This is a genomic window from Kitasatospora sp. NPDC028055 (assembly GCF_040637885.1).
Lineage (GTDB): Bacteria > Actinomycetota > Actinomycetes > Streptomycetales > Streptomycetaceae > Kitasatospora.
In genome coordinates this window covers 1-21,682 of record NZ_JBEZXE010000008.1, presented here as the reverse complement: position 1 = coordinate 21,682, position 21,682 = coordinate 1, and the positions used below count along the sequence as shown (strand labels likewise).

The window sequence follows — 21,682 nt, the reverse complement described above, 5'->3', positions numbered from 1 at the left end:
AGTACCGCACGGGAACGACCTGATGATGGTGGGTTCGTGTCGGCCTCGGTCCGCCGGGGAACAACGGAGCACAGAACGCGAACAACAGGAGACACGTGGTGGCGGTCGACGGCAGCAACATGGCGCACGCGGTGATAGAGACGGCCGTGAAGGAGCGCACGCGCCTGCAGACCGGTCGCAGCCGGGCCACGGCGCTGGTGGTGCTGGTCCTGCTGGCCGGTCTCGGTCTCTTCCTGGCGCTGGTCGTCGGCAAGCCCGATCCGAGCAGCGCCCCGGACTGCGACGGCCAGACCATGACCAGGCAGAACACCTGCCAGATCATCTCCAACCGCGGCGGCGGGGGCACGTTCAGCTACGACGAGATGATCGACCGCCGCGAGTCCGGGAAGGGCGTGTGGCAGGCGGTCGGCTTCATCGGCACCGGCCTGTCCGTGGTCCTGATGGGGGTGGCGATCAGCAAGCTCAACCCCAACCGCCCCTGGGGCAAGCAGGTCGACGCGGCCTGCCCGCGCTGCCACCAGCTGACCCTGCGCGAGAAGCTGACGGTGCACACCATCTCGCGGGGGCGCACCAACTACCGCTACAGCGGAATCGTCACGCTCTGCACACCGGTCTGCGGGTTCACCGCCGTCCGCCAGCGCTGACCGGCGGCTGACCAGCGTTGGACCGCGGCTCAGCGGGAGTGCGAGGCCAGGCTGAGCAGCAGGTGGGCGGACTCCGGGTGGTGGAAGTCGGAGTGGGCGCCGGAGGGGTGGAGGTGACGGGCGGCGAGGCTGCCGCGGTAGCGGTGGCCGGCGTCGACGTTGACGATCGGGTGGTCGAGGTCGGCGTGCGGGTACGGGGAGTCGGTCGGCCGCAGCCGGGTGGTGAACTGTGGGACGGGGGCGGCGCCGGTGCCGGAGTGGCCGATGCCGGAGTGGCCCTCGGCGCGCAGGTGCCAGAAGCCGGTGGCGCGGTCCCAGCGGGAGTGGGTGAGCACCAGCGGGCCGCGCAGCGGGGCGCCGGCCCGGCCGGGGCCGAGGAACAGCCGGGGGAAGAGCCGGGTGAAGGCGTCCCGGGGCGCGGCCATCTGGAAGACCAGGGCGCTGTCGACGGTGAACGGGCGGCTCGGGTCGCCGGGCCGGGCGGTCCAGCTGAGCACCGGGGGCCCGGCCGGGCGGTCGGCCGCGTACTGGACGGCCTCGCAGAGGAAGCGGCCGCCGAAGGAGTGCCCGAGCAGGTGGAGGTACTGGCCGTGCCGGTTGGCCAGCACCCGCGGGGCGTCCGGTCGGCCCCGGCCGGTGTCGAGGTAGCCGAGCAGGTGGCCGAGGATGCGCCCGGCCTGGCCCCGGGCGCTCATCGCGTGCGCCCGCTCGCGGATCCGCCGGTAGCCGTGCAGGGACGGCAGGCTGGAGGACGGCCAGCGCACCACCACGCACCAGGGGCGGAACCCGGCGGCCAGCCCCGGGTAGCCGGCGGGTGCGGCGCGGTGCAGGGCGACCGCCCGCTCGACCAGGGCGGCGGCCGAGCGGTCGGCGGCGGCCGGGCTGGTCTGCCAGCCGTGCACGTACACGTACAGGTCGGTCGCCCACTCGGGGATCCGCAGGTGCCGGGCCAGGTGGTCGGCGACCCTGGCCTCGGGGACGGGAGTGCTCGTGCCGGGGACGAGCAGCCGGCCGTGCTCGTCCAGGTCGACGGTCGCGGGCCGTACGGTGGCTGTCGAGGCCGGGTGCGGGCGTGCGGTCACGGGTTGAGCTCCAGGATGCTGTCGATGCCGCAGTGCAGGGAGTAGGCGAGCGCCAGCGGGTTGCGGTACTCGCGGGCGAACCACCGCACCAGCTGCTGGGTGATCTCGCCGGCCGTGAACTCGCCGGTCAGGTAGTGGTCGAGGAAGGCGAAGGCGTACTCGGCGGCGAACTCCTGCGGGATCTGGAGCTGCGGCCCGAGCACGCCGTCTGCGCCCAGGTCGACCAACGCCCGCCCCAGGTGGTCGAGTTCGGCGGCCGCCGACTGCCCGGTGTGGCAGGCGTTCAGCAGCACGAACGGCCGGAACACGGCATCCGGCCGGTCGAGGTGGCGGCGGCGGTGGCGGCGCACCAGCTCGGCGTCGATGTGCCGGTCGTCGGAGAGCCGCACGGCGAGCTGCTCGTACGGTGAGTCGTTGGCGACGAACTGGCCGTGGCACCAGAAGTACATGACGTCCTCGTCCAGCACGGCCGCGGACAGCGCCTCCAGCAGCCGGTCCGACTCGGTGCGCACGGTCAGCTGGGAGCGGTCCTCCAGCAGTTTGCGGACCTCGGGCGCCCGGCCGATGCCGGTGAGCTGGTCGTCGGTGTTGAGGCTGGTGACGGGCTTGGCGCGGGGGGAGGAGGGCGACTGGATCGGCGGGTAGGCGGCGCCGGTCTGCTCGACCTGGTGGCGGTGGCCGAGGAAGTCGGCCCAGTCGTCCGGCTGGTGGCCCTCGACGGCGAGCATCGGCCAGGGGAGGTGGAGGTCCGAGTCGAAGCTGATCCGCAGCGAGCCGTGCTCGGTGAGGGTGCGGTTCAGGTAGTCGCGGAACAGGACCAGGCTGCGGTCGCCCCCCTCGAACATCGTCTCCAGGAAGTACCGCCCCTCCTCGGCGAGTTCGGCGACCTTGCGCTCGGCGACCTCGGCGAGCGGGGTGAAGTCGACGGCGGTGGCGAAAGGGTAGGGATGGTACGGGTCGGGGTCGTAGCCGATCAGCCGGTCGCGCCAGATGGAGCGTAACCGGGCGGCCTTGGCGAGGAGTTCGGGCGCGGAGACGGTGAGCCGGGCCCGGTGGCTGCGGTTCCCGGGGGTGCGCTCGCCCGGTCGGAAGGCGCTGACGTGGAGCTCGTCGCCGTGGCGGCGGAGCGAGACGATCAGGTCCAGCGGGGCCGGGCCCTTGGGCGGGACGCCGTCGGTGGGGCCGAGCTGCCGGGGCAGCCGGGTGTAGTCGGCCGAGGGGTTCTGGCGGACGGCGACTTGGAGGTCCCGGGGCACGTCGATCTACTCCTGCTCCTGGTCTTCGGCTTCTGCGGGGACGTCGGTGGGGACGTTGGTGGGGATGTCGGGGACGTCGGGGACGTCCAGGACGGCGGAGAGGTCCTGGAGGACGGCGCCGTGACCCCGGTCGAAGACGGTGATCCGGACGGTGTGCGGGCCGGCCACGGCCGGGGTGAGCGCGAACCGGGCGGGCGCACCGGCGGGGACGTGGTCGGCGACGGGCGGGTCGAGCAGGGCCTCGGGGGACACGGCGGCGACCAGGCGCAGCTCGGGGAGGACGGCGGGTACGGAGCCGTCCGCGGGTTCGAGGTGGAACTCCACGTGGGTGGTGACGCCTACGGCGGGGTCCTCGACCAGGGTGAGGCGGGGCCGCCAGGCGGGCCGGGGTGCCGGTGGTTCGACGGCGCGGTGCACCGAGCCGCGGGTACGGCGGGGGAGCAGCTCCGGCGCACCCCGGCCGAGCCCGGCGTGGCCCCGCGCGGCCTGGGCGTGGGCCGGCCCGGCCTGGGGGTGGGCGGGCCCGGCCTGGGGGTGGGCGGGCCCGGCCTGGGGGTGGGCCGGCCCGGCCTGGGGGTGCGGTGTGCCCTGGACGGGGAAGGGTGCGCCGGCGACGGGCGGGGGCGCGGGCGCGGGCTCCGCGCGGCCGAGCCGGGTCAGCGCGGTACGGGCCTCGGCCGTCAGCGGGTGCCCGGGGCCCATCAGGGCCTCGCGCCCGACGCGGACCGCCGCCAGCAACGCCCGGGCGGTGTCGTGGCGCCCGTCCGCGGCGAGCGCCCGGGCCAGTCCGACGGCGAGGCTGGGAGCGACGGGGACCGGCCCGGTGCGCAGGGCGCCGACGCTGACGGCGACGTCCTCGGCCTCCCGGTGACCGGCCAGCAGCGCGGTGGTCGGCGAGGCGTCCCCGACGGTGAGCCGGTCGGCGATGATCCGCTCGTACACCCGGATCGCCCCGTCGGCGTCCCCGGCGCGCAGCCGGGCGTGGGCCAGGCCCTGGCGGACCTCCAGGGTGAGCGGGCTGCGCGGTCCCCGGCTCGCGGTGCAGGACTCCACCAGCTCCTCCAGCCGGACGACGGCCCGCAGCGGGCGGGGGCCGTCGGCGAGCAGGAGTGCCTCGGTCAGGCGGGCCGGGACGGTGGCGTCGTCCTGGTCGCCGAGGGCGGCGGTCGCGGTGGCGACCAGGTCGCCGGCCAGCCGGAGCGCGGGTTCGGGTTGCCCGTCCAGGTGCCGGGCGAAGGCGAGGACGCAGCCGGCGTGCACCAGCTCGGGCAGGCCCGGACCGGTGAGCCGGGCCCACTCCTGCGCCAGCGGGGCCAGTTCGGCGACGGCCGCGGTGGTCTCACCGGCCAGCAGCAGGGTCCTGGCGAGGTCGCGGCGGAGCTCGCGGACGAAGGAGTGCCCGGGCCGGTACACGGCGAGGGCGTGGGTCATCGCGTCGCGGTAGGCGGCGGTGGCCTCGGCGTGGCGGCCGGCCGCGGCGAGGTTGCGCGCGAGGCTGTCCCGGACGTCGAGCACCTCGGGGTGGTCGGCTCCCAGGATCCGGCTGCGGTCGGCGAGCAGGGCCCGGTAGAGCGCGTCGGCGCGGTCGTGCTGCCAGCCGTGGCGGAGGGCGTGGCCCAGGTGGTGGCGGGCGGTCAGGGTGGCGGGGTGGTCCGGGCCGTCGACGCGTTCGTGGTCGGCGAGGAGCGCCCGGACCTCGGCGATCTCCTGCCGGTGGCGTCCGGCGAGGCGGTGGGTGTGGGCGAGCTCGTGCCGCTCCTCCAGGGTGTCCGGGTGGTCCGGCCCCTGGGTCCGGCACCGGGCGGTGACCAGGTCGGTGAGGAGCGCGGTCGCCCGGTCCGGTTCGCCGGTCTTGGCGAGCTCCTGGGCGAGCAGGGAGCGGACGGCGAAGGTGTCGGGGTGGTCAGGGCCGAGGACGCGGTCGTGGTCGGTGGCCAGCTGCTCCCGGTCGGTGACGGCCTGTCGGCGCAGTCCGGCGTACGCGAGGTCGGCGGCGAGGACGCTCCGGGCGGTCAGGACGGCCGGGTGGTCGGGGCCGTGGATCCGGATCCGGTCGAGCAGCAGGGCCTCGCTGAGCCGGATGCTGAGCAGGTGGTCGCCGGCGGTCCGGTGGGCCCAGGCGAGGAGGTACCGGGTCTCGAGGGTCTCCGGGTGGTCCGGGCCGTCGAGCCGCAGGCGGTCGGCGAGCAGGTGCTCGCACAGCTGCCGGGCCCGGTCGAGGTCACCGTTCGAGCGGCACGAGGCCGCCTCCCACCAGCGGGTGTTCAGGGTGTCCGGGTGGTCGGCGCCGAGCACCCGGGTGCGGTCGGCGACCAGGGCGGTGAACAGTTCGCCCGCCCTGCGGTGGTGGCCGGCATCGCTCTGGGCGAGGGCCTGCCACCACCGGGCGTCGAGGGTGTCCCGGTAGTCCGGGCCCAGGATTCGGGTGCGGTCGGCGACCAGGGCCTCGAACGACTCCGCGGCGCGGCGGTGGTCGCCGGCCCGGGAGTACGAGCGGGCGAGCTCCCCGCGCATCTCCAGCGTGTGCGGGTGTTCCGGTCCGTGGACCCGGGTGAGGTCGGCCACCAGCGAGGTGAACTCGGCGATGGCTCTGGGGTGTTCGTCGGATCCCTGCCAGGCCGAGGCGCGCTTGCGCCGGCACCGGACGGTGGTGGGGTGGTCCGGGCCGAGGACCCGGACGAGGTCGGCAGCGAGCGCCTCGAACAGCTCGGCCGCCCGCTCGTGCTCGCCGGCCTCGTGGCAGCTGAGGGCATGCCCGATGCGGATGTCGAGGGTGTCCGGGTGCTCGTGGCCGAGGACCCGGTCGCAGGCGGCGACCAGCGCCTCGAACAGCGGAACCGCGCGTTGCGGGTCGTTGGCGCTTTGGCGGGCGGACGCGTGGGCGTAGCGGGCCAGCAGCGTGTCGGGGTGGTCGGGGCCCTGGACGCGAGCGCGGTGCTCGACCAGGGCGGCGAACAGCTGGTCCGCCCGGTGGTGGGCGCCCGCGTTCTGGTGCGCGGTCGCCAGCCAGTGGCGGGCGGTCAGAGCCTCTGGGTGGTCGGCGCCCTGGAGCCTGGTCCGGTCCCGTACCAGGGATTCGGCCAGCTCGACCGCCCGGCGGTGGTTCCTGGTGTTCAGATGGAGCGCGAAGCAGCTGACCCGGGCGTCGATGCTGTCCGGGTGGTCCGGCCCGTGGATCCGCACGTGGTCGGCCACCAGGGCCTCGTAGAGCTCCAGGGCGCGGCGGTGGTCGCCCAGGGACTGGTGGCTGTGGCCGAGCCAGAAGCGGGTGTTCAGGACGTCGGAGTGGTCGGGGCCCTGGATACGGACACGGTCGGCAAGCAGCGCCTGGTACTGGGCCAGGGCCTCGCGGTGCCGGCCGAGGTTGCGGTGGGTGGTGGCCAGCCAGAAGCGGGTGTTCAGCACGGCGGGGTGGTCTGGGCCCTGGAGCCTGGTCCGGTCGGCGAGCAGCAGCCGGAACAGGGTCAGCGCCTTGCGGTAGTCGCAGGCGTTGGAGCGGATCGAGGCCTGCCACCAGCGGGTGGTGAGCACGTCCGGGTGGTCGGGGCCGACGGCCCGTTGACGGTCGGCGACCAGCCGGTCGCACACCTCGGCCGCCTTCCGGTGCTGTCCGGCCTCGTCGAGGGAGCGGGCCAGCCGCAGCCGGGCGTCGAAGGTCTCGACGTGGTCGTCGCCGTGGACCCGTCGCCGGTCGGCGAGGAGCCGGCGCCGCACGGTGAGTGCGTCGCGCGGGCGGCCGGCGGCGTGCAGGGCCCGGGCGAGGCCGGAGCGTTCGTGCAGGGTGTCGGGGTGGTCGGGGCCCTGGAACCGGGCCCGGTCGGCGACCAGCCGCTCCAGCTCCTCGACCTCCTCGGCGGGCCGTCCGGCGACGCGCAGGGCGAAGCCCAGGAAGCTGCGCTCCTCCAGGGTGTCGGGGTGCCCCTCGCCCTGGATGCGGGTGCGGTCGCGGACCAGGGCGCGGTGCTGCTCGACCGCGAGCTCGGGCGTGCCGGCCTCCCGGTGGGCGCGGGCCAGTCCGCTGCGCGCGTTCAGGGTGTGCGGGTGGTCGGGGCCCAGCACCCGGGTGTAGTCGGGCACGACCTCCTCGAACCGGGCCACGGCGAGGGCGGGCCGGCCGGACTTGCGGAGGACGGAGGCCAGGCGCTTGCGGGCGTAGAGGGTCTGCGGGTGGTCCGGGCCCTGCACCCGGGTGCAGTCCGCGACGAGGGCCCGGTAGGCGGCGAGCGCCGCCAGGTGGTCGCCGGTGTCGGCGTGGGCGGCCGCGAGCCAGCGGCGGCCGTTCAGGGTGTCGGGGTGGTCGGGGCCGAGCAGCCGGGTCCGGTCGGCGACCACCTGCTCGTACCGGGCGATCGCCGAACTGTAGTGGCCGGCGGCGAGTTGGGCGAAGGCCAGGCCGCTGCGCCGGGTCACCGCGTCCGGGTGGTCGGTGCCGAGCACCCGTTCCGCGTCCGCCACCAGCTGCTCGTACTCGGCCACCGACTCCCGGTGCTGCCCGGCCACCTGGAGGGCGTACGCCAGGCTCGCCCGGCTGTGCATGGTGTCGGGGTGGTCCGGCCCCAGCACCCGGGCCCGGTCGGCGACGACGGCGCGGTACTCGGCGACGGCGAGCTCGTGCTGACCGGCCTTGCGGTGGGCCTGGGCGAGGGTGTGCCGGTCGGTGAGGGTGTCCGGGTGGTCCGCGCCCTGAAGGCGGGTGCGCCGGGCGACCACGTCCAGGCAGAGTTCGAGGGCCCGGGCCGGGTCTCCGGTCTTGGCCTGGAGCCGGCCGAGCCGTCCGAGCGTGGTGAGGGTGTCCGGGTGGTCCTCGCCGAGCAGCCGGCGCTGGGCGTCCGCCACCGCCTCGACCAGCCGTACGGCGTACACCCGCTGAGCCCGGTCGGTGAGTTCGGCAGCCGCCAGCTCGTACAGCGCGACGGTGCCGGCCGTCGGCCGGTCGGACGGGCCGCTGTCGGCCAGCTCCCGGACGTGCGGCAGCAGGGCGCGCCGCAGACCGGGGCCGCCCGAGGGCCAGAGCCGGGTGGCGGCCGCCGCCAGGTGGTGCTCGGCCCGCTGCCGGAAGGTGCGATCGCCGTCGGCCTTGCGCAGTACGGCCTGGAGCAGTCGGTGGACGGCGACCGTCTCGCCGAGGGTGATCAGGTGGTAGTCGGCGAGCAGCCGCAGCGCCCGGTCGACCTCCTCGGGCCGGCGGGAGCCGTACGGGGTGAGCACCTCGCGTGGCAGCGCCTCGGGGGCGTACCAGGCCAGGGTGCGCAGCAGCTCGACGGCGAACGGCGCGGTGTGCTGGACGGTCCGCAGCGTGGTTCGCCAGAGCCGGGACACGGTGGACTCGGCGCCCGGACCCACCGGGCCGGTGGCGCGCAGCAGTTCGCGGTAGGCGGCGAAGGTGGTGCCGGTCTGCTGGACGTAGGCGCCGGCCTGGGCGAGGGCGATCGGCAGGTGGCCGAGTTCGTCGGCCAGCGCCCGGGCCTCGGCCTGCTCCGCGGCGTCCAGGATGTCGCCGGTGTACGCCGTGGCGCAGAGCAGCCGGGCGGCCTCGGGGGCGTCGAGGACGTCGACGCGCACCGGCCGGATCCCGGGGTGCCAGCCGCTCGCGCGCCGGCTGGTGACCAACTGGTGGCCGCAGCCGAGGAGTCGGCCGACGTAGGGGGTCAGGTGGGCCGGGTCCTCGGCGTTGTCGTAGACGAGCAGCCAGCGGTCGTGGGCGCGCAGCCAGGCGATGGCCCACTCGACCTGCTGGCCGGGTGGGGCGGTGAGCGCCCAGGAGGGGTGGAGGTGGACGGCGAGCCCGGCGAAGGCCTCGGCGAGCTGGCCCTCGGACTCGGCGGTGATCCACCAGATCAGCCGGTAGTCCCCGGCCCGGGCGTAGGCGTGGTGCAGGGCCAGGCTGGTCTTTCCGACGCCGCCGAGCCCGTGCAGGGTGGTGGCCTGGGTGACCAGCCCGCCGCCGTCCGCGTGTCCGAGGGCTTCGCCGACGGCGCGCAACTCGCCCTCCCGGCCGATGAGTCGGCCGGCGGCCCGGGGCGGGAGGTTGGGGGTCGGGGTGGTGGCCCGGACGGTCAGCGCGGCCCGGGCGGCCTCGGGCGGGAGGACGGCGACGTGCGGGTCGCGGCCGCCGGCGAACGGCGAGCCGGGGCGGCGGCGCTGCTCGTCGGGCTCCGGGCCCTGCATGCCGTTCTCGGGACGCCCGTGTGCCGTGATGGACATCAACACTGCGCCGCCCTCGCCCCCGCCCCCGTGTCCTGCTCTGCCCGCCTACCGTAGTGCAGGTCGGACGTGCTGTCAGCGGATCGGCGGCCTCCCGGGGTTGGGCGGGGGCCCGGGTGGGGGCGGGCGGTGGTCGGGCGGTGGCCGGGCCGTCGTCAGTCGGCGAGACCCAGCGGGTCCGGGGCGGCGGCGAGCAGCTCGGGGCCGTTGTTGCGGACGCTGTTGACGACGGGTGGGACGGCGCGTACCCGCAGGGCGCCGTCGCCGGGCCGGCGCAGCAGGTGGTGGAGTTCGGCGGGGTCGGTGTGGGCGGGGGAGAGCCAGCTGGGGACGTCGTCGGGGGCGAGGGTGAGCGGCATCCGGTCGTGCACCCGTCCGGCGGAGTCGGTGGCGTCGGTGGTGATGACCGTGGTGGTGGCGAGCCAGGCGAGCGGGTCGTCCTCGGGGCGGGCGGGGTCGCGCCAGAACTCGTACAGGCCGGCCATCAGCATGGTGGCGCCGGTGCTGAGGAAGTACGGCTGCTTGTACTTCTTGCGGTCGGCGGTGGCGGGCACCTCGCGCCACTCGTAGTAGCCGTCGGCGGGGATGACGCAGCGGCGGGCCCGGAAGGCCTTGCGGAACGCGGGCTTGCTGTCGACGGTCTCCGAGCGGGCGTTGATCATCCGGGCGCCGCCGGACGGGTCCTTGGACCAGGACGGCACGAGGCCCCAGCGCAGCGGGCGGAGCTGGCGCAGCAGCTCGCCGGTTTCGCGGTCGACGCGTTCCAGGACGGCCGGGACGGGGTCGGTGGGGGCGACGTTCCAGCTCGGCGCGAGGGTCTCGGCCGGGTCCCACCGGAGCTCTCCGAGCAGTGAGACGAGGTCCTGGGGCGTCGTGGTGGAGACGAAGCGGCCGCACATGCCTCCCAGCCTGCCACCCGGCACCGACAGACCGGGGGCTCGGCACGCGACGGAGGCGGCCAGGGGGCCGGTCAGCGCGCCGGGCGGTCGTCGGGCGCGTGGCCCGGGGTGTGGCCGAAGGTGCGGCGGAAGACGTCGATGAAGGCGCTGGCGGAGGACCAGCCGCACCGGTGGGCGACGGCGGTGACCGGCCGACCCTCGGCGAGCAGCACCAGGGCGTGGTGCAGCCGCAACTGGGTGCGCCACTGGGGGAAGGTCATGCCGAGCTCGGCGCGGAACAGCCGGGACAGCGTCCGGTCGCTGGCGCCGACCGCCCGGCCGAGTTCGGCGAGGGTGCGGCGGTCGGCGGGGTCGGCGTACAGCAGCGCGCACACGGCCCGGAGCAGCGGCGTGGCGGGGGTCGGCAGGTGCAGCGGCTGCTGGGGCGAGGCACGCAGCTGGTCGAGCAGGACGGCGCGCAGCCGGGAGCGCTCGGGGCTGTCCTGCGCCGGGGCGCGGGTGTGGGCGACGATCAGTTCGCGCAGCAGCGGGCCGACGGCGAGGACGGTGGGCCGGTCCAGGCCGAGCGGGTTCTCGGTGGCGGGCAGGCCGATCAGGTGGAGCTCGAGTTCGCCGTGCGCCTGGTGGGCGTGCACGGTGCCGGCCGGGATCCAGAGCGCGCGGGTGCCGGGGGCGATCCAGGAGCCCGCGTCGGTGGTGATGGCGACCACGCCCCGGGCGGCGTAGGCGATCTGGTGGTCGTCGTGGCGGTGGGCGTCGATCCCGGTGCCGGGGGCGAGCAGTTGGGCCCGGGTGGGGGCGACGGGATCGTGGCGGATTGGCGACATTGCCTGGCAGATTATCGGAAGTCCGATCGGGGGTGCCGGTTCCAGCATGTCCGGGTGAGCTCTCAAACCACTCGAACGAAACGGGCAGCCGGACCGACGCGAGGGCTGTCGGGGCGGACGTCGATCACCCTGCTGTCCCTCGGGCACTCCTGCGTGGACGTCTACCAGGGCGCGGTGGCGGCCCTGGTGCCCTTCCTGGTCGCCGAGCGGGGCTACGGCTACGCCGCCGTCTCGGGCGTGGTGCTGGCCGCCTCGCTGCTGTCCTCGGTGGCCCAGCCGCTGTTCGGGGCGGTGACCGACCGGAGGCCGCTGCCCTGGCTGCTGCCGGTCAGCACGCTGCTGGGCGGCGCGGGCATCGGGCTCTGCGGGCTGGGCGACTCGTACGGGTCGACGCTCGCCTGGGTGGCGCTGTCCGGCATCGGCGTGGCGGCCTACCATCCGGAGGCGGCACGGGTGGCGAGGGCCCTGGCCCGGGGGTCCGGGCACCGGGGGATGGCCTGGTTCTCCCTGGGCGGCAACCTGGGCTTCGCGGGGGCCCCGCTGCTGGTCGCCGCCGTGGTCGGGCTCGGCGGGCTGCGGCTGACCCCGCTGCTCCTGCTGCCGGCCCTCGTCGGGGCGGCGCTGTGCCTGCCGGTGCTGCGCGCGCTGGCCCGGCAACGGGCCGCCGGGGCGGGCCCGGTCAGCCGGCCGGGCCGGGACGACCGGGCCGCCTTCGTCCGGCTGTCGCTGGCCGTGGTGTGCCGCTCGATCGTCTTCACCGGGCTGAGCACCTTCCTGTCGCTGTACGTCACCCAGCGGCTCGGCGGGGGCTCGGGGGCGGGGACGGCGGCGCTGGTGGTGCTGTACGCGGGCGGCGCGGTGGGCTCGGTGCTGGGCGGGGCGCTGGCGGAACGGTGGGGTCGGGTGGCGGTGGCGGGCTGGTCGTACCTGGTCGCGGCGGTGGCGGTGGCCGGGGTGCTGGTGGTGCCCGGGCCGGCGCTGTACGTCTGCGTGGCGCTGACCTCGGCGGGCCTGTACGTGCCGTTCTCGCTCCAGGTCACGCTGGGGCAGGACTACCTGCCCTCGCGGATCGGCACGGCGAGCGGGATCACCCTCGGGCTGACCGTGAGCATCGGCGGCCTGGCCAGTCCGCTGATCGGCGGCCTCGCGGACGCGACCTCGCTGCGGACGGCGCTGGTGCCGCTGGTGGCGATGCCGCTGCTGAGCTGGGCGCTGTTCCGCACCCTGCCGGAGCCGACGCAGCCGCCGGTGGAGCCGGGCGTCTGACGAAAGGGGACGACCCCTGCCCGGGGGGTGGGCAGGGGCCGTCCGGGCCGGGCGGGGCGGGCGGTCGCGTCCGGGTGTTCGTGCGCTGCGCCGCTCGGGGTTGAAGCTCAGTGCCCTAGGAGCCGTTTGAAGTTCGGATCATGTGGTTGAGGTCAGGGACTTCAGCCACATGATCGATCCGCGGAGGTGCAGGCCTGCCGTGTAGCTTTCCGGGCTCTTGTCGTACCGGGTGGCCAGGCCGCGCCATGTCTTGATCTTCTGGAAGCACCGTTCGACGTGGTTGCGCCGCTTGTAGCGGTCTGGATCGAAGGTGACCGGCCGGCCGCCCGCGGAGCCCTTGCGTCTGCGGTTGGCCGCCTGGTCCGCCTTCTCCGGGACCACCGCGGTGATCCCGCGTCTGCGCAGGTAGGCACGGTTGGCCTTCGACGAGTACGCCTTGTCGGCGGCGACGGCGTTCGGCCGGGTGAGCAGCAGCGCATGTCGGCCGCTTGACGCCACTGCCACCCCGACTAGTCAGGCAGCGAGTCCGAGCTCGAGGAGCTGTGCGGCGCGGCCGATGGAGCCGGGCATCAGGTGGCGGTAGATCTTGAAGGTGACGTCGATGCTCTTGTGGCCCATCCGATCGGCGACGTCGGTGATGCGGGATGTTGTGGGTGAGGCAGTTCGAGGCGAAGAAGTGGCGATTGCCGTACATCGTCATGTCATCGGGGATGTGAACCGGCCCGGCCTGTTTGATCCGCTGCCACTGGTTCTGGATGTAGTAGTACGCCAGGGCGGTGACGGAGAGCGCGGGTCGTCTCAGGCACCCGCGGAGCGGTCGTTGGCGGCCGCATCGGCGAGGCCCGCACGCAGGAGCCGGTGGCCGAGGTCGATCAGGGCGCGGCCGGCGGCGTACTCGTCGCCGATCTCCGGGACGGGAGGGTCGAGGGGGTTACGGTGGGCGGCGGTGCGGGCCTCCAGGGTGTTGTCGCCCGTGTCGAGGGTGGCGTGGACCTTGGTGGTGTCACCCTCCTCGAAGAGGTCGAGGCGCAGGGACCACCGTTTGGTGCGCATCGAGTTCGGGGTTGTCGTGGTCATCATCGGCTCCTGGGTTTCTCGGGCTGGGATGGTCGGTCCGGGCTCGACAGGGTTCATCTGGCGGGGGCGGTGCGAGAACCAGGCCCTTGCGTCCAGGAGACCGCCGCCGGGCTCCGGAGGGCAGGGCCGTTCGACCCGCCGGTGGACCCCATCGGCCAGGACCTGTCGGGGGCCGTCACCGGCGCGTCGGCAAAGCCGGACGTGCCGCGGGACGAGGGCGGAGGAGCCCCGCACACCGAGGCCCCAAGCCGCTGGGGGCAGCGTTCCGGATCCGCGAGGGTGGAGGAGGCCCGGCGAGGTGGACGACCTGCGGCCCTTCGACTCTCCGGCCTCACCCGGCCCGCTCGCCGGTCGAGGGCCGGACGAAGATGCAGGAGCGACGAGCTGGGCACGGGGGTGTCCCGACATGCATTCGGCGTCCCCATCGACTCCCCGGGCCGGTCACGACTCGGGTCGGGATCCGGTCTCGCCACGGACGACGACGACCGGGCAGTGCGCGTGGTGGACGCAGTGCAGGCTGACCGAGCCGAGTAGTGCTCCGGTGAAGCCGCCGTGTCCGCGGTTTCCCACGACGAGCAGGTGCGCGCCGTCGGCGGATTCGAGGAGGGCGGTGGCGGGGTGGCCCTGGACGACGTGCTGTCGGATCTGGACCCGAGGGGCGCCGGCCCCCGTCTCGCTCACGGCGTCGGCCAGAGCCTGACGGGCGTTGTCCTCGAAATCGAACGCCTGGAGACCAGGTGCGGGCCAGCCGTATCCGACGGGATACTGCCAGGCGATCACCGCATCCACGGTGGCCCCGGTGGCCTCGGCATAGCGGGTTGCCCAGGCCAGCGCGGCCCTGGAAGGCGGAGATCCGTCCACTCCCACGACGATCCTGGCCGGTCGTTCGTCCTTCTCGTTCATCGCACATCTCCACGTTCGTGTCGTTCGGCGGTCGTTCGGCGCCTCTGTCGTCCGGGCCGGCCGCTGGGTGGTGGCGGTGCTCCTGGCGCTCTCCTCGGCGGTTCTCGGTACGGGCACGGCCGGCTCGCCGGGTGGGCGCCATGTCAGCAGCGCTCTTCGGCCGTGGCCACGGCGCGCTTCACCGCGGCGAAGCTGTCCGGGGTGACGGAGATCGAGTCGATCCCGGCCTGGACCAGGAACCGGGTGAAGTCCGGGTCGTTGCTGGGGCGTTGGCCGCAGAGGCCGACGTGGCGACCGGCCGCGTGGGCGGTCGCGATCAGGGACTCGATGCTGCGGGTCACGGCCGGGTCGCGCTCGTCGAAGAGGTGGGCCAGCAGAGCGGAGTCGCGGTCGACGCCCAGGGTGAGCTGGGTGAGGTCGTTGCTGCCGATGGAGAAGCCGTCGAAGCGTTCGGCGAACTGCTCGGCGAGCAGCACGTTGGCCGGGATCTCGGCCATGACGTACACCCGCAGGCCGTTCGCGCCTCGGGTGAGCCCGTTGTCGGCCATCACGGACAGGACCCGGTCGGCCTCCTGAGGGGTGCGGCAGAACGGGATCATCACCACGACGTTGGTCAGCCCGAGTTCGTCCCGGGCCCGGCGCAGCGCCCGGCACTCCAGGGCGAAGCCCTCGCGGTAGCCGGGGTCGTAGTAGCGGCTCGCGCCGCGCCAGCCGATCATCGGGTTGGCCTCGGTCGGTTCGAAGGGGGCGCCGCCGATCAGCCTGGCGTACTCGTTGGTCTTGAAGTCACTGGTGCGCACCACCACCGGGTCCGGCCAGCGGGAGGCGGCGATCCGGGCGACGCCTCGGGCGAACCGGTCGACGAAGTAGTCGGTACGGTCCGGGTAGCCGTACGCCAGCTCGTCCACCAGCCGCCGGTCCTCGGCGGACAGCCGCTCGGGATGGACCAGGGCCATCGGGTGGACGCGCACCTGGTGGGCGACCACGAACTCGGTACGGGCCAGGCCCACGCCGTCCGCCGGCAGCCGCCACCAGCGGAAGGCGGCACCCGGGTCGGCGAGGTTGAGCATCACCTTGGTCCGGGTGGCCGGAAGCGAGCCGAGATCGATCTCGGTCGCCTCGAAGGCGACCCGGCCCGCGTAGATGTGACCTTCCGCGCCTTCGGCGCAGGAGACCGTGACCTCCCGCCCGTCGGCCAGTACGGCCGTTGCCGACCCGGTGCCGACCACCGCCGGCACGCCCAGCTCCCGGCTGACGATCGCGGCGTGCGAAGTGCGCCCGCCGTGGTCGGTGACGATTGCGGCCGCGCGCTTCATCAGCGGCTCCCAGTCCGGGTCGGTGATCTCCGTGACCAGGACGGCGCCCTGCGGGAAGCGCTCCAGCCCGACCGGCTCGGCGAGCGCGCACACCGGTCCGGCACCGACCGCCTCGCCCACCGCGATGCCGTCCACCAGCCGCTCGCCCGTTCCGGTCAGGCGGAAACGGCGCAGCACCTCGCCGTGTCGGCGGGACTGTACGGTCTCCGGCCGCGCCTGGACGAGGAACAGCTGCCCGGTGATGCCGTCCTTGGCCCACTCCAGGTCCATCGGGCAGCCGTAGTGTTCCTCGACTGCCACCGCCCACTCGGCGAGGGTGCGGACGTCGCCCTGGCCGAGTACCGGGCGGGCCCGCTCGTCCTCGTCGGTGTCGACGGTCGTGGTCGAGCCGCCCTCGCCGTACACCGCCTTGAGGCGCTTCGCGCCCAGCTGCACCTGGAGCACGGGGTCGAGGTGGTGGTCCTTGAGAACCGGCTTGAACACCGTGTACTCGTCCGGGTCCACCTGGCCGCTGACCACCGTCTCGCCCAGCCCCCACGCGGCGCTGATGACCACCACGCCCGGGAAGCCGGTCTCGGTGTCCAGGGTGAACACCACGCCCGCGCCCGCGAGGTCGGAGCGCACCATCAGCTGCACCCCGACCGACAGGGCCAGGGAGAGGTGGTCGAAGCCCATCCGCTCGCGGTAGTCGATCGCCCGGTCGGTGAACAGCGAGGCGTAGCAGCGGCGGCAGGCGTCCAGCAGGGCGTCGGCACCGCGGACGTTGAGGAAGGTCTCCTGCTGGCCGGCGAAGCTCGCCTCCGGCAGGTCCTCCGCGGTGGCGCTGCTGCGCACCGCGACATCGGGGTCGGTGCGCCCGGCCTCGCGGGCGAGGTCCCCGTACGCCGCGACGACCTCGCGCGCGAGGGCGGTCGGAAGCGGAGCGGCCAGGACGGCGGAGCGGATCGCGGCGCCGACCTCGGGCAGCGGAACGCCCTTGTGGAGCAGGCCGACCTGCTCGGCGATCCGCTCACGCAGACCACCTGCGTCGAGCAGCTCGCGATAGGCGTCCGCAGTTGTGGCGAAGCCGTCCGGCACCCGGACTCCCGTCGGGCCGAGACCGGTGATCAACTCGCCGAGCGAGGCGTTCTTGCCGCCCACCAGGCCGACGTCCTCGCGGCCGAGTTCACGGAAGCGGATGACACGGCGCATGGCAGCCTCCAGGCAAGTCGAGGGCTCTGTCCCTGCCACTGTCCGTCGGCGGTGGAGGGAGCTTCGAGAGGCGTGCGCCCTCGGTTACCGGCCCGACCGGCCGCCGAATCAGGGCCGTTCGGCCCAACGCAGCACGGACTGGGCGCGGGGCCGCCACGGGAGAGAGGCAGTGGGGCGGCGCAGGACAGCGGCTCACCTCGTCCGGTGACCGTGCTCCGTGGAGATCCGGTGGGCGTGCGCGACGATCTCGGCGGCCGCGTGCTCTCCGACGCCGAGGGCGTGGGTGAGCCGGTGGGCGCTCCAACCGTGCCGCGCGAGCAGGATCGGAAGCGGGTGGTGCGGGCTCGGCGGACCTGGCAGCGGTGTCACCGGCGCGGGCGGGGTTTCGGGTGGGGGCTCGGTCGCACGGCGGCGGACGATCGCACGGCGCAGTTCGTCCGCTCCCCAGACAAGGAACGGGAAGGGTGCCACAACGAGGACTTGGGCGGGAGAGAGGGCGGCGGTGCCGAACACGCGCTGCAGCGCGGGGAGGTAGACGACGGCGGCGGCGAACGCGAGGGAGAAGCCGATGCCGCCGAGAAGTTGGCGGTTGCCGAGGACGCCGACGGCTCGCAGCGCCGCCCGGTCGGTCCGGGCGGCGAAGGCGGTGCCGATCTGGCAGGCGACGATACCCAACCAGGCCACGGTGGTGGCCTGCTGGTACGGCAGGTGCAGCGCGGTGCCCCGGCCGGTCGGGTCGCCGGGGTGCCAGCCGGCGAGGGCGAGGGTGAGGAAGAAGCCACCCATGACCAGTGCGGCGGAGATCAGACCGAGGAAGCCCCACGCCCTGGCGAGCATGGCCGGTTGGATCACCTTCTCCGTGCGGGGCCGGGGCGGCCGGTCCATCAGACCCGGTTCGGCGCGCTCACGGCCGAGGGCCAGGGCTGGGAGTGTGTCGGTGCCGAGGTCGATGGCGAGGATCTGCATCACCGTGAGGGGCAGGGGTACGGCCCCGCCGGCGAGGGCGAAGACCAGGAACGGGACGACCTCGGGAACGGCGTGGGTGAAGATGTAGACGATGAACTTGCGGATGTTGTCGTAGGTGCGTCGCCCCTCCTCGACGGCCGCGATGATGGTGGCGAAGTCGTCGTCGGTGAGCACCATGGTGGCGGCCTCCCGGGCGACTTCGGTGCCGGAGCGGCCCATGGCGACGCCGATGTCGGCGCGGCGCAGGGCGGGCGCGTCGTTGACGCCGTCGCCGGTCATGGCGACGGTGTGGCCTTCGGCCCGCAGTGCGTCGGCGATGCGCAGTTTGGCCTCGGGTGAGGTCCGGGCGAAGATCACCTCCTCGCCGCGGGCCAGCAAGGCGTCCAGACGGTCGTCGGCCATCGCGTCGAGTTCGGTGCCGGTGACGATGCGCATGCCGCGGTGGCCGATGCCGACCTGCTCGGCGACGGCGGCGGCGGTCAGGCCGTTGTCGCCGGTGACCACGTGGACGGCGATCCCCGCCCGGTGGGCCCTCCGGATGGCGTCGGCCACCTCGGGCCTCGGCGGGTCGGACATGGCGACCAGGCCGATCAGGCAGAGGTCGTGCTCGGCGTCCTCGCGGCGGTTCGGTAGCGGCTGCCCGGGAGCGATGGCACGGCGCGCGACGGCCAGGACGCGCAGGCCGCGCGCCGCGAGCTCGCCGACTTCGTGGACCACCTCCGTACGGTCGGCCGCGTTGATCGGGCGCTCGACGCCGTGGTCGAGCAGCCGGGTGGTGTGGGTGAGCACCTCCTCCGGGGCGCCCTTCGTGTGCAGGACGACCGAGCCGTCACGGGCGTCCGCGGTGGTCATGAGCTTGATGCGCGGGTCGAATCGGAACAGGGCCCGTCGTTCCTCGTCCCGTCGAGACGGTGTGCGGTCGCTTCCCAGACGGGCGGACAGGTCGAGGAGGGCGAGTTCGGTCGGGTCTCCGTGACCCGCCGCCGGGTCGGCGGTGGTGCAGGTGGCGGCCGCTTCGGCGAGTGGCAGGGCTTCGCTGTCCGGTACGGGGGTGCCGTTCGTGGCGGCTCCGGGGGTCCACACCTCCGTGACCCGCATGCGGTTCTCGGTCAGCGTTCCGGTCTTGTCGGTACAGATCACCGTGGTCGAGCCGAGGGTCTCCACGGCGGACAGCCGCTTGACCACCGCACCGCGCCGGGCGAGGTCGCGAACGCCTGAAGCGAGCGCCAGGGTGATCGTCGGCAGCAGGCCCTCGGGCACGTTGGCGACGAGCAGTCCGACGGCGAACGCCACGGACGCCGTCAGGGAGAGGCCGGCCGCCAAGCCCATCGGCAGGAACGCGAGTCCGACTCCGACCGCGATCACCGCGATCAGCCGGGCGACCCGCTTGACCTGCTGTTCCAGCGGGCTCTCCTCGCGCCGGGTGCGCTGGCTGAGGGCGGCGATCCGGCCGAGCTCGGTGTGCATGCCCGTTGCCGTCACCACCGCCACGGCCGCTCCGCCGGTGCACGCGGCGCCGGAGAAGAGCAGGTCACGGGCGTTCAGCAGCGGCCCGGATCCGTCCGTGAACTCGGCGGAGCGGAACACGGGTACGGACTCGCCGGTCAGCGCCGAGAGGTCGACCTCCACCCCGCCCGAGAGCAGGCGTGAGTCCGCCGAGACCCGGTCGCCCTCCTCGACCACCAGGACGTCGCCCGGCACCAGCTCGGTGGCCGGCACGGACCGTCGCCGGCTCTCGCGGACCACCGTCGCGTCGTCGGGCAGGAACCCGGCGAGGGCCTCCACGGCGCGTTCGGCCTGCCGCTCCTGCGCGAAGGCGAGCAGGGCGTTCAACCCGACCACCGCGAGGATCGCGCCTGTCAGGTTCGGGGCACCACTGACGCCCGCCAGTGCGGCGGCGCAGAGGAGCAGCAGCGCGAGCGGATGGGTGAACTGGTGCGCGAGCTCGCGCGGCCAGCGGCGGCCCTCGCGTCGTACGAGCGTGTTGGGCCCGTAGACGGTCAGCCGGCGGGCAGCCTCGCGCTCGCTCAGGCCGTCGGGCGAGGTGCGCAGGTCGCGAAAGAGCAGGGCGAGGGGCTCACGGGGCTCGGGGGTCGCCTCAGCTGTTCCAAGTGGGGCGGCCCCGAGCGCGGCCCGGCTGTCGCCGGCCGTGATCAGACCGTCCTGCGGGTCCGGTTCCACCTGCGGTCAGACCAGCTTGGCGCCCCAGGCACGGGCGCGGTCGAGTTCGCCGGCCCGCAGCGGCCCGTCGTTGCGTTCCACGATGAAGCCCTCGGGTTCGGCGACGACGTCGTAGTGGCGGTGGGCGAGCCGGTGGGCGATACCGTTGGCGGCGCCGCCGGCCCGGGGCATGTCGACCCGGGTGTCGAAGGCGGCGGCGTGGACGCCGTCTCCGGTCTTCGGCAAGTCGTGGAACCAGGTCCGAAGACCCGGGCCCTCCACGGCCTCCCGCGCCTCGGCGGCGGCCTCCTCGTGTCCTTCCTCGTGTGCCTCGGCTGCGGCGGCCATCCGGCGGCTGATCCCGGAGGACATGCCGTGCATGTGCGTCGGGCCGCCGACCACCAGCAGGTCCGCGGAGCGGGTGAGCTCGGCATCGGCCTCGGCCACCGGGAGGCAGTCCACGGCTGCCCCGGGGTCGGCTCGGTGGACGCCTTCGGCGATCGCCTCGGCGATCTCCCGGGTGTTGCCGTACATGCTCTCGTACACGATCACGGTGTGCATGGTCTCCACCTTTCGTCGGCTCCAGCCTCGCGCCCTGATCCGGGGCGGAGATGGGCCGTTCGGGCCGGATCGGGCAGCCGGACGGTCCCGCAGCCGTGCGGGGCGATCTCGACCAGTTCGAGCCGACCCCGTCCAGCTGGCAACGAGCGGGCTGGTTCAGCGCGGGGAAGCGGGCACGGTGATGATCGGGCAGTGCGCGCGGTGCAGCAGGCCGTGGGGTACCGAGCCGAGCCTCATGCCGGTGAACCCGCCGCTTCCCCGGCGGCCGACGACCACGGCGAGGGCGTGCTCGGAGGCCTTGGCGAGTTCCTCGACCGGGTGGCCGCGGACCAGCTCGTGGGTCACGGTGACATCGGGGGCACGCTCGTGGCGCCCCGCGGTGGACTCGAAGAGCAGCCGGCGCAGGATCTGCTCGGTGGCGGCCTCGTCGAGGTTGCCGACCGGCGGCCGCCGCCAGACCCAGAGGACCCGCAGGGCCGCCCGGCGTTCGGCGGCGAAGTCGAAGGCGAAGTCGACGGCGTGCTCCGAGGACGGGCTGCCGTCCACGCCCAGGACGACGTACGGCGGGTCCTGGGTGGTGTGCTCCGGGTCGCGGACCACGACCACCGGGCAGTGGGCCTGGGCGCTCACCGGGACGGCGACCGAGTAGGCGCTCAGTGCCTCTTCGGCCCGGCCCAGCCGACGGGAGCCGAGCACGACGAGCGCGGCATCCCGGGATTCGTGGCACAGCGCCGGGGCTGGGAAGTCCTCGGGGACATCGGTCGTCAGCTCCAGCCCCGGGTGGCGCTCCCAGGCCACGGACCCGGCCCGGTCGAGGGCTCGCTCGGCCCGTTCGAGCAGGGCCTTGTGGTAGCGGTCCTCGTCGACGTGCCGGAACCCCCGGTACAGCGGCGGGACGGCGTGCACCAGTCGCAGCGACAGGCCTCGGCGATCGGCTTCGTCGGCGGCCCAGGCGGCGGTCATCCGGCCGGTGTCGTCCGCGTCGACACCGAGGACGACGGAACGGCCGGGGCTGTCGGAGCTCGCGGGTGTCATGGCGGTCCTCCTCGGTTCGGCGTTCGCGGACCTGCCTCCACGCTAGGCACCGGTCCGAGCCCGCCGCGAGGGCCGACCGGCCCAGCCGCAGCAGACCGTCGGGCCCAGCACAGCCAGTCGGCCGTCGGAGTGGTCGGCCACGCACCCGCGCCCGGCAGACGCCGGACCGTCGAAGCGATGGCGATTCCGGGTTCCTAGGGCCCGTCTTCAAACCCCCGTCGTTCGCCCGGAGGGCGGGCGGGGCGGCGTTGGGGTGCGTGCATCGCAAGGCGGAGGAGGGAGCCCAATGCAGCGC

13 protein-coding genes and 1 pseudogene are annotated in these 21,682 nt (G+C 74.4%); 2 read left to right on the top strand and 12 right to left on the bottom strand.

What is annotated here, in order from left to right; genetic code table 11:
- The first annotated feature begins 98 nt into the window (after nucleotides 1–98).
- Complete coding sequence (locus tag AB0F71_RS11940) at nucleotides 99–644, top strand: hypothetical protein (protein WP_360231356.1); 546 nt, start codon at nucleotides 99–101, stop codon at nucleotides 642–644.
- Nucleotides 645–673: 29 nt separating this feature from the next.
- Here AB0F71_RS11940 and AB0F71_RS11935 read toward each other — a convergent pair whose 3' ends face one another.
- The 5 genes from AB0F71_RS11935 to AB0F71_RS11915 form a co-directional block, all read right to left on the bottom strand.
- Nucleotides 674–1,726, bottom strand: coding sequence for a hypothetical protein (locus AB0F71_RS11935; RefSeq protein WP_360231353.1), 1,053 nt, complete (start codon nucleotides 1,724–1,726; stop codon nucleotides 674–676).
- Nucleotides 1,723–2,982, bottom strand: a complete 1,260-nt coding sequence (locus tag AB0F71_RS11930) for a CHAT domain-containing protein (protein WP_360231350.1) — start codon at nucleotides 2,980–2,982, stop codon at nucleotides 1,723–1,725. Before AB0F71_RS11930 ends, AB0F71_RS11935 begins: the two co-directional genes overlap by 4 nt.
- Nucleotides 2,983–2,988: 6 nt before the next feature.
- A complete protein-coding gene (fxsT, locus tag AB0F71_RS11925; protein WP_360231347.1) occupies nucleotides 2,989–9,186 on the bottom strand; it encodes an FxSxx-COOH system tetratricopeptide repeat protein in 6,198 nt (2,065 codons plus the stop codon).
- Between the two features lie 155 nt (nucleotides 9,187–9,341).
- Entirely contained in the window at nucleotides 9,342–10,085 is a 744-nt protein-coding gene (locus tag AB0F71_RS11920) for an SOS response-associated peptidase (protein WP_360231344.1), read from the bottom strand.
- A 71-nt stretch (nucleotides 10,086–10,156) separates the two neighbouring features.
- Nucleotides 10,157–10,912, bottom strand: a complete 756-nt coding sequence (locus tag AB0F71_RS11915) for a helix-turn-helix transcriptional regulator (protein ID WP_360231341.1) — start codon at nucleotides 10,910–10,912, stop codon at nucleotides 10,157–10,159.
- A gap of 105 nt (nucleotides 10,913–11,017) precedes the next feature.
- Between AB0F71_RS11915 and AB0F71_RS11910 the strand changes: the two genes are divergently transcribed.
- Nucleotides 11,018–12,178, top strand: a complete 1,161-nt coding sequence (locus AB0F71_RS11910) for an MFS transporter (protein ID WP_360231802.1) — start codon at nucleotides 11,018–11,020, stop codon at nucleotides 12,176–12,178.
- A 138-nt stretch (nucleotides 12,179–12,316) separates the two neighbouring features.
- Here AB0F71_RS11910 and AB0F71_RS11905 read toward each other — a convergent pair.
- The 7 genes and pseudogenes from AB0F71_RS11905 to AB0F71_RS11875 all read right to left on the bottom strand — a co-directional run.
- Nucleotides 12,317–12,643, bottom strand: a pseudogene (locus AB0F71_RS11905) (transposase); the annotation flags it as partial.
- Nucleotides 12,644–12,976: 333 nt separating this feature from the next.
- On the bottom strand, nucleotides 12,977–13,255 hold the full coding sequence (locus AB0F71_RS11900; RefSeq protein ID WP_360231338.1) for a dsRBD fold-containing protein: 279 nt from the start codon (nucleotides 13,253–13,255) through the stop codon (nucleotides 12,977–12,979).
- A 441-nt stretch (nucleotides 13,256–13,696) separates the two neighbouring features.
- A complete protein-coding gene (locus AB0F71_RS11895; protein WP_360231335.1) occupies nucleotides 13,697–14,158 on the bottom strand; it encodes a universal stress protein in 462 nt (153 codons plus the stop codon).
- Between the two features lie 143 nt (nucleotides 14,159–14,301).
- The gene (gene ppsA, locus AB0F71_RS11890; RefSeq protein WP_360231332.1) at nucleotides 14,302–16,665 is read right to left on the bottom strand and encodes a phosphoenolpyruvate synthase; all 2,364 of its coding nucleotides are present in this window, start codon (nucleotides 16,663–16,665) and stop codon (nucleotides 14,302–14,304) included.
- A 192-nt stretch (nucleotides 16,666–16,857) separates the two neighbouring features.
- Nucleotides 16,858–19,812, bottom strand: a complete 2,955-nt coding sequence (locus tag AB0F71_RS11885) for a cation-transporting P-type ATPase (RefSeq protein WP_360231329.1) — start codon at nucleotides 19,810–19,812, stop codon at nucleotides 16,858–16,860.
- Between the two features lie 6 nt (nucleotides 19,813–19,818).
- Nucleotides 19,819–20,352, bottom strand: a complete 534-nt coding sequence (locus AB0F71_RS11880) for a flavodoxin domain-containing protein (RefSeq protein WP_360231326.1) — start codon at nucleotides 20,350–20,352, stop codon at nucleotides 19,819–19,821.
- A gap of 156 nt (nucleotides 20,353–20,508) precedes the next feature.
- Nucleotides 20,509–21,387: a universal stress protein gene (locus AB0F71_RS11875; protein WP_360231323.1), complete on the bottom strand. Its 879-nt coding sequence runs from the start codon at nucleotides 21,385–21,387 to the stop codon at nucleotides 20,509–20,511.
- Nucleotides 21,388–21,682 lie beyond the last annotated feature (295 nt).

Excerpts from the sequence above, each read along its gene's own strand:
- AB0F71_RS11920 (WP_360231344.1), bottom strand. The coding sequence starts at position 10,085 with ATGTGCGGCCGCTTCGTCTCCACCACGACGCCCCAGGACCTCGTCTCA.
- AB0F71_RS11900 (WP_360231338.1), bottom strand. The coding sequence starts at position 13,255 with ATGACCACGACAACCCCGAACTCGATGCGCACCAAACGGTGGTCCCTG.
- AB0F71_RS11915 (WP_360231341.1), bottom strand. The coding sequence starts at position 10,912 with ATGTCGCCAATCCGCCACGATCCCGTCGCCCCCACCCGGGCCCAACTG.
- fxsT (WP_360231347.1), bottom strand. The coding sequence starts at position 9,186 with ATGTCCATCACGGCACACGGGCGTCCCGAGAACGGCATGCAGGGCCCG.
- AB0F71_RS11895 (WP_360231335.1), bottom strand. The coding sequence starts at position 14,158 with ATGAACGAGAAGGACGAACGACCGGCCAGGATCGTCGTGGGAGTGGAC.
- AB0F71_RS11875 (WP_360231323.1), bottom strand. The coding sequence starts at position 21,387 with ATGACACCCGCGAGCTCCGACAGCCCCGGCCGTTCCGTCGTCCTCGGT.
- ppsA (WP_360231332.1), bottom strand. The coding sequence starts at position 16,665 with ATGCGCCGTGTCATCCGCTTCCGTGAACTCGGCCGCGAGGACGTCGGC.
- AB0F71_RS11880 (WP_360231326.1), bottom strand. The coding sequence starts at position 20,352 with ATGCACACCGTGATCGTGTACGAGAGCATGTACGGCAACACCCGGGAG.